Raw genomic sequence first — 687 nt, forward strand, 5'->3', positions numbered from 1 at the left:
GGCGTCGCCGGGGTCGTGGTGGAGCTCGGCGACCGGATGCCGCGCGTGCCCGACGCCGTGATCGAGGCGTGCGCGGAGGCGTCGCTCGCCCTGGTCGCGCTGGCCGGAGAGGTCAAGTTCGTCACCGTGACGGAGGCCGTGCACCGCGCACTGATCGACGCGCAGACGGCGGCCCTGCGCGAACGGCAGCGACTGCACGAGCTGTTCACGGCCCTCAGCCTGCGGGGAGCCCCGGCGGACGTGATCGTGACCGAGACGGCCCGCGCGCTCGACGCGCCGGTCGTGCTGGAGAACCTGGCGGGAGAGGTGATCGCCACCGAAGCGCTGTCCCGTCCGGTCGCCGAGGTGCTCCCGCTGGCCGCCGACGGGGCCTCCGAGCGGGTACCCGTGCAGGCGAGGGGTGTGCGCTGGGGGTCGCTCACGGCACTCGTCGGGCCCCCGCACCCGGCCGGTCGGCTCACGGTCCTGGAGCTGGGGGCCACCGCGCTCGCATTCGGATGCCTCGCCGACGGAGCGGCAGAGTGGACGGTGCTCGCGCATCGCACGCTGATCGACGACCTGCTGGGGTCGCGGTTCGCGCGCGTCGACGATGTCGCGGCACGGCTCGCCCGACTGGGGCTCGACGTGGGCGGGCGTCCGGCGTGCGGCGTGGTCGTGCGCACGACCGAGGCGGCGGACCGTATCCGA

1 protein-coding gene is annotated in these 687 nt (G+C 75.1%); it reads left to right on the forward strand.

Annotated features, from left to right (window positions below):
• The coding region (locus DW309_RS01825; RefSeq protein WP_205812588.1) for a PucR family transcriptional regulator ligand-binding domain-containing protein at nt 1-687 on the forward strand (687 nt) is incomplete at both ends.

The organism is Microbacterium sp. K41, from assembly GCF_004794395.1.
Taxonomy (GTDB): Bacteria; Actinomycetota; Actinomycetes; order Actinomycetales; family Microbacteriaceae; genus Microbacterium; species Microbacterium sufflavum.